Origin of the sequence: Paractinoplanes deccanensis, from assembly GCF_016862115.1 — a bacterium.
In the GTDB taxonomy this organism is placed as follows: Bacteria; Actinomycetota; Actinomycetes; order Mycobacteriales; family Micromonosporaceae; genus Actinoplanes; species Actinoplanes deccanensis.
This window is the reverse complement of sequence record NZ_BOMI01000169.1, coordinates 1-5,660: the sequence shown is the minus strand read 5'-3', so window position 1 is coordinate 5,660 and position 5,660 is coordinate 1. Positions and strand designations below refer to the sequence as shown.

Sequence of the window (5,660 nt, the reverse complement as noted above, 5' to 3'; positions counted from 1 at the left end):
GCGCCGCACCTCCCCCGCGCCGCACCTCCCCCGCGCCGCACCTCCCCCGCGCCGCACCTCCCCCGCGCCGCACCTCTCCCGCGCCGCGGCGCCCTCGCGCCCCCGTCCTCGCGGCCCACGCCCGCCTTATCCCTCAGCCCTCAGCGGCCGTATCTTCCGTCCGGGCTTGCGGCTTCGGTGATCTGCGCTCCTGCTGTGCGCGCAACTCTGCGGCGAACCTGTCGTGGGGCCAGTCCTCGCGGAGGGCCTCGTGCATCAGGTCGGCCTGGGTGCGCGGGGCGAGGCCGCCCACCGGCTGGTCGCGGTCGAGGTTGGTGGGGAACGCGTAGCCCTCGGCGCAGGCGGCCACCACGTTGCGGACGAAGGTCTCGTCCCGACCACGCAGCACCGGATACAGCGCGAGGCTCATGGCGGCCCGGTCGACGCTCTCCATCGCCCGGCCGAACGCCGACGACACCTGCAGCAGGTTCGCCATGCGCCGCACGTCGGTGCTGTGGTTGGTGCCGGCGCCGTGGAAGAGCGCGGGGTTGAAGAACGCGGCGTCGCCCTTGGCCAGCGGCAGCTGCACGTAGTTCGCATCGAAGTATTCAGTGAAGTCGGGGCGGTGAAACGCGATATACCCGCCCGGGTACTTCTGCGAGTGCGGCAGGTACATGGTCGGGCCGGTCTCGACGGGCATGTCGACATGGGCGACCGCGCCCTGGAGGGTCAGCACCGGCGAGAGCAGGTGCACGTGGAGCGGATAGCGCCCGGCCTGCTCCCGCGACATGAACCCGAGGTGGTAGTCGCGGTGGGCGACCTGGGCGCGGCCTCCCGGGTTCACCACGTTGACCTGCGAGGTGACCTGGTAGCCGGCGCCCAGCCAGGCGTCGCACACCAGCGCCAGCAGGTCGTTGGCGTAGTAGCCGGCGAACGCCTCGGGGTCGCGTACCGCGAACTTGTCCAAGGCTCCCCAGACCCGGTCGTTCGCACCCGGCTTGGCGAAGTGGTCACCGCCGGCGACGCCCGCGGCCTTCTGCTCGGCGATCATCTCGGTGAAGACGGCTGTGGCGCGATCGACGACGGCCGGGGCGAAGGCGCCCTTGAAGAGAACTATGCCGGGCCCGTCGGCGAGTGCATGAATAAGTTCATTCTTCGCCGTGTCGCGGTCGTGCTCCAGCAGCTTGGCGCCGTAGACGAGGACGTTGCGCTCGACGGCGTCGGCGAGCGGGTAGGCGGAGGCGTCGGTGGTCTGCTCGGTGACGGCCCGGAAATCGTCCAGGCTGATGTCCGTCCATGAGGTCATGGCCTTGACGCTAGGAAGTTCCCGTCCGCCTGTGGCCTTGTGAACACCTCAAAAGCACCTCAGGCTGGACGGCATGCGGCACCGGTATCGCATCCGGGAGATCGCGGCGCAGGCCGGGCTGAGCGCGGCCACGGTCGACCGGGTCCTGCACGAGCGCGGCGGGGTGCGCGAGAGCACCGTGCTCGAGGTGCGCCGGGCCATCGACGACCTCGACCGCCAGCGCTCCCAGTTGGCGGTCGGCGGCCGCACGTTCCTGATCGACCTGGTGGTGCAGGCACCGGCCCGCTTCTGCACGGCGGTCCGCACGGCGCTGGAGGCCGCCCTGCCCGACCTGCGGCCGGCCGTCGTGCGCGCCCGGTTCCACCTGCTGCCGAGCCCCGCCGTGCCGGACCTGCTCCGGCTCCTGGACCGCCTGCCCGGCTCGCACGGCGTCATCCTCAAGGCCCCGAACGTCCCCGGCGTCATCGCGGCCGTCAACCGCCTGGACCGTCAGGGCATCCCGGTCGTCACCTTGGTCACCGACCTCCCCGCCAGCCGCCGCGTCGCCTACGTCGGCGTCGACAACCGCGCGGCCGGCGCCACAGCCGCCTACCTGATCGCCCAGTGGCTGGCCTCCTCGGGCGACCCCGCATCGGGCTCCTCGCCCGGGGGCGCCCGCGGCGATGTGCTCGTCGTCCGGGGGCGTGGGTCGTATCTCGGGGAGGACGAGCGTGACGCCGGTTTCCGGGCGGAGCTGCGCCCCTGCGGGCGGTCCGTGATCGAGGTGGTCGACGAGGAAGAGCAGCCGTCGGCCGTCTACACCGCCACCAGAGCGGCTCTGGCCGCGTATCCGGGGATCGTGGCCGTCTATTCGATGTACGCGGGCGCGGGCGGCACGAGCGCGGTCGTGAACGCGTTCCGCGACGAGGAACGGCATTATGCGGTCTTCATCGCGCACGACCTCGACGCCGACAACACTCCCCTGCTGCGGCAGCGCCGGATCTCGGCCGTGCTGCACCACGACCTGAGGCACGACCTGCGCACCGCCTGCCGGTCGCTGCTGCGGGCGCGCAAAGAACTACCGGGCAGCCCGTGGGCCACACCGTCGGCGATCCAGGTCATCACACCGCACAACGCGCCGCCGGTCCGTTTCTAGGGCTGAAGGTGCCCGGTGTCGTTGAAGCTGACCAGGGCCGGCGGCCGCCCGGTCTCCCAGCGCACGACGGTGATCGCGCAGTTGTCCTGATTCAGGCCGATCCAGCGCCACACCGGGGCGTCCAGCACGTGCCGCACGAACCAGCCGATCACAAAGTTGTGCGTGATCAGCAGCTCACGCCGCTCGTCCGTGCCGGCGACTCCGAAGTGGGCGACGGCCCGGCGGAGGGCGGCCGCGTCATCGTCCCGCTCGTCCGCCGGAACGCCGTCGAGCCAGCCATGCCACTGGGATGGATAAAGTGCCCGCTCTTCCGCGGAGGGCACCGGCGTCCGATCCGTCGCGAAGTCACAGGCATGCCGGGGCACCTGCGGCAGATGCTTCGCGACGACTTCCGCGGTCTGGGCCGCCCGCGCCAGCGGACTGTGGTGCATCGCCGTGAAGTTCACGCCGCTCAGCCGCCGAGCCGGTCGGCCTGGTCGAGACCACGCTGCGAGAGCCCGGCGCCGGGCTCGTGGGAGGCGGGGTCCTGCTCCCCGTGGCGGACGAGATAGAGGTGGGTGCTCCCCATGGACGTCGCTTTCCTTCCCCGGGTACGGCGGCGCTCCAGAGTAGACGTCGAGACACAGCACAGGGCACCGCGCCGTTGTTGGGGCTTCGGTTCCGGCTCAGCTTCGGTCCTCCGGCGGCGGCGCGGTCTCCGGCTCCGGCCGGCCGGCCGACGCGGGTGAGGCGGCCTGATGTGGCGAATACGGGCCGGGTGGGTAGTGCTCGGCGGGAGCGAACGGACCTGGATAGGGGCCCTGAGGAGGGAAGGGACCGTTCACGGGGCGGGCTCGGCGAACGCGGCGCTTGCGCAGCCGGGAGACGACGGCGCCGACGACGAGAAGGCCGAGGGCGCCCCAGATGACGCCCTGGATGAAGAGGTAGTCCGCCTGAGGCGCTGGATCCGCCGCCACGCCGCCTCCCTGCTGGATCTTGTAGGAGCGGCGAGACTCTACCCCGCCGGGCCGGGCCGGGCGAAGCCATTCGACGACATACCTCTGCGTCAGGCGTGAAAAGGACTCCGGCCGCGGCGGGGAGGCGCCGCGGCCGGCATGGGCGTCAGGAGTGGCGGTGCGGCAGGTGGATCTCTTCGGGCTCGGGTGGGAGGTCCGCAACACCGGTCTCCACGGCCTGCTCGTGGCGGCGGTGGGCTGACGGGAGGGCCAGGGCCGCGATCACGGCCAGGACGGCTACGCCGGCGCAGACCGCGAACCCCATGGTGAAGGCGTCGTCGGTGGGGAGGCCCTGTGCGGTGGTGTGCGAGGAGATGACGGCGGCCACCACGGCGGTGCCGATGCTGCTGCCCACCGTACGGGCGATGGTGTTGACGCTGGTGGCCTCGCCGGTCTGGGCGGCGGGGACGCTCTCGATGATGGCGTTGGACATGGCGGAGAAGGCCAGGCCGATGCCGGCGCCGGTGAGGACCCCCGAGGCGACGACCTGCCAGATCTGGCCGTGGGCGAAGGCGGGCAGCGCGAAGGCCGCGACGACCGAGACGGCGCCCAGGAACATCGGGAGCTTCGGGCCGAACTTGCGGTCGAGCAGGCCGGCCAACGGGCCGAAGAACACCATCATGACGACGGTGGGCAGCAGGAACAGGCCCGACTGCGAGACCGACTTGCCGAAGCCGTAGCCGGTCACGGCGGGCAACTGCAGCAGGGTCGGCACGAGCAGGAACGTGCCGAACATGGCGAAACCGAGGATCAGCGCGACCAGGTCGGTGGCCCACACGCCGCGCAGGCGCATGAGGCGCATGTCGACCAGGGGCTCCTTGACGCGAAGCTCGACCAGCACGAAGCCGGCGAGCGTCACCACGCCGAGGATCAGCAGGCCGACGGTCTTGCCGTTGCCCCAGCCCCACGACTGGCCCTTGCTGATGGCGAGCAGCAGCGAGACCAGCGACACCGACAGGATCAGCGTGCCGAGGACGTCGAGCTTGCCGGGCGTACGGACCGGGGATTCCTTCATGCCGAAGACGACACCGGCGAGCGCGACGACGACTAGCACCAGCGGCAGCCAGAACAGCCAATGCCACGACAGGTGCTCGACGATCGGCCCGGCGCCGACGATGCCGACACCGGCGCCCACGCCGAAAATGGCGGAGAGCAGGCCGACGATGACGCTGACCTTTTCGCGGGGCAGCTCGTCGCGCACGATGCCGATGGAGAGCGGCAGGATCGCGCCGGCGGCGCCCTGAAGGGCCCGGGCCACGATGAGGACGCCGAGGTTCGGCGCGAGCGCGGCGAGCAGCGTGCCGGCGGCGAGCGCGACGAGGACGCCGATCAGGACCTTCCGCTTGCCGGCCATGTCGCCGAGGCGCCCGAGGATCGGGGTGAGGACCGAGGCGGAGAGCAGGTACGCCGTGATGACCCAACTGACGTCGCTGGTGTCCGCGCCGAGGTCGCGCCCGATCGTCGAAAGCGCTGGGGCGACAAGTGACTGAAGGACCGCGAAGGCGAGGCCACCCAGCGACAGGTAGAGCACAAGCATGTTGCCGGTGGCACCACGCGCGCCCGGCGTGGGAGTCGCGGGATGCGACTCCTCGATGGTCTGTGTCATGGGGAACCCCGCGTCAGAAGATGTAAACGAATGCTGACTTATTATCGGGGCGAGGTGAGGCAAGTCAACAATTGCTTACGTCACACTGCGCGGGGTTCGGAGGCGGGCGCGGCGCGTTACCGGCATCGCGGAACGCGGCGGCTGGGCGGCCATAGAGAGGACTCGCGCACGGGCCCGAGAGCGAACAAGGGGGCATGCGGCACACAGGTCAGGGGCGCGCGGCGGGCCCCGGTCAAGGCGTGCGGGCGAACAAGCGGGCACGCGGTGCACGGAGTCCGGGGCCGCGGAACGGGCGTGCGATCAAGGGCCCCGCCGGCGACCACGGGCACGCAGCGCGCAGAGCCGAGGACGCCGAACGGGCCCGCGACATGAAGGGGTTGGAACACGCAGCGGATACGCGGCTGGAGGGCTGCGGCGCGCAACGGACGCACGGCATGAAGCGTGGCTCGTGGAACCGCGAGTTCCCAGCTCACGGCATCCTAGGAGGCTAGCTCGATTGCTTCCTCGCGGGCGCGGGCGACCGCATGTGTAGGCGCTGCCCCGGCCAGCCCTGACGCTCCCTTAGCCAGCTCGGGTGCTGCCCCAGCCAGCTCGGGCGCTCCTCCGGGCTGGCCGAGCACTCCTCCGGGCTGGCCGGGC

General features: G+C 71.3%; 6 protein-coding genes. 1 reads left to right on the top strand and 5 read right to left on the bottom strand.

Going from position 1 to position 5,660, the window contains the following annotated elements; all coding sequences use genetic code 11:
* Nucleotides 1-133: 133 nt before the first annotated feature.
* Nucleotides 134-1,285 (bottom strand): phytanoyl-CoA dioxygenase family protein, encoded by a 1,152-nt coding sequence (locus tag Ade02nite_RS40375; RefSeq protein ID WP_203775556.1) that lies wholly within the window; start codon nucleotides 1,283-1,285, stop codon nucleotides 134-136.
* A 73-nt stretch (nucleotides 1,286-1,358) separates the two neighbouring features.
* Between Ade02nite_RS40375 and Ade02nite_RS40370 the strand changes: the two genes are divergently transcribed.
* Entirely contained in the window at nucleotides 1,359-2,420 is a 1,062-nt protein-coding gene (locus Ade02nite_RS40370; RefSeq protein WP_203775554.1) for a LacI family DNA-binding transcriptional regulator, read from the top strand.
* Here the strand turns inward: Ade02nite_RS40370 and Ade02nite_RS40365 are convergent.
* The 4 genes from Ade02nite_RS40365 to Ade02nite_RS40355 all read right to left on the bottom strand — a co-directional run bounded on the left by Ade02nite_RS40365 (nucleotide 2,417) and on the right by Ade02nite_RS40355 (nucleotide 5,021).
* Complete coding sequence (locus tag Ade02nite_RS40365) at nucleotides 2,417-2,851, bottom strand: histidine phosphatase family protein (protein WP_239169398.1); 435 nt, start codon at nucleotides 2,849-2,851, stop codon at nucleotides 2,417-2,419. The two genes, Ade02nite_RS40370 and Ade02nite_RS40365, sit on opposite strands and share 4 nt — an antisense overlap.
* A gap of 20 nt (nucleotides 2,852-2,871) precedes the next feature.
* Nucleotides 2,872-2,988, bottom strand: a complete 117-nt coding sequence (locus Ade02nite_RS49875; RefSeq protein ID WP_239169397.1) for a histidine phosphatase family protein — start codon at nucleotides 2,986-2,988, stop codon at nucleotides 2,872-2,874.
* A 97-nt stretch (nucleotides 2,989-3,085) separates the two neighbouring features.
* The gene (locus Ade02nite_RS40360; RefSeq protein WP_203775552.1) at nucleotides 3,086-3,376 is read right to left on the bottom strand and encodes a hypothetical protein; all 291 of its coding nucleotides are present in this window, start codon (nucleotides 3,374-3,376) and stop codon (nucleotides 3,086-3,088) included.
* Nucleotides 3,377-3,521: 145 nt separating this feature from the next.
* Nucleotides 3,522-5,021 (bottom strand): MFS transporter, encoded by a 1,500-nt coding sequence (locus Ade02nite_RS40355; RefSeq protein ID WP_203775550.1) that lies wholly within the window; start codon nucleotides 5,019-5,021, stop codon nucleotides 3,522-3,524.
* Between the last annotated feature and the right edge of the window lie 639 nt (nucleotides 5,022-5,660).

Coding starts and splice junctions, on each gene's coding strand:
- Ade02nite_RS40375 (WP_203775556.1), bottom strand. CDS start 1,285: ATGACCTCATGGACGGACATCAGCCTGGACGATTTCCGGGCCGTCACC.
- Ade02nite_RS40370 (WP_203775554.1), top strand. CDS start 1,359: ATGCGGCACCGGTATCGCATCCGGGAGATCGCGGCGCAGGCCGGGCTG.
- Ade02nite_RS40365 (WP_239169398.1), bottom strand. CDS start 2,851: ATGCACCACAGTCCGCTGGCGCGGGCGGCCCAGACCGCGGAAGTCGTC.
- Ade02nite_RS49875 (WP_239169397.1), bottom strand. CDS start 2,988: ATGGGGAGCACCCACCTCTATCTCGTCCGCCACGGGGAGCAGGACCCC.
- Ade02nite_RS40355 (WP_203775550.1), bottom strand. CDS start 5,021: ATGACACAGACCATCGAGGAGTCGCATCCCGCGACTCCCACGCCGGGC.